This window comes from Pseudarthrobacter sp. NamE5, from assembly GCF_005796225.1.
GTDB lineage: Bacteria > Actinomycetota > Actinomycetes > Actinomycetales > Micrococcaceae > Arthrobacter.
This window is the reverse complement of sequence record NZ_VAHO01000058.1, coordinates 1-286: the sequence shown is the minus strand read 5'-3', so window position 1 is coordinate 286 and position 286 is coordinate 1. Positions and strand designations below refer to the sequence as shown.

Genomic DNA, 286 nt, shown 5'->3' with positions numbered 1-286 from the left:
TGTTTCGGATGCGTCCGCCAGCAGGCGCCGGCCCACTTCGGTGGAACCCGTGAACGACAGCTTCCGCAGCCGGGAGTCCTTAATGAGCGGGCCGGTGGTCGCACCGGCGCTGGAGGAGGGAATGACATTTAGGACACCGGCGGGCAGGCCGGCATCCTGCATGACGGCGGCGAACAGCAGTGAGGTCAGCGGTGTGAGCTTTGCCGGTTTAAGGATCATGGTGCAGCCGGCGGCCACTGCGGGGGCGATCTTGCGGGTGGCCATGGCCAGCGGGAAGTTCCACGGG

At 66.8% G+C, this 286-nt stretch carries 1 protein-coding gene; it reads right to left on the bottom strand.

The window, feature by feature from the left end; genetic code table 11:
- On the bottom strand, positions 1–286 hold a 286-nt coding region (locus tag FDW84_RS19065), incomplete at both ends, for an aldehyde dehydrogenase family protein (RefSeq protein ID WP_138611039.1).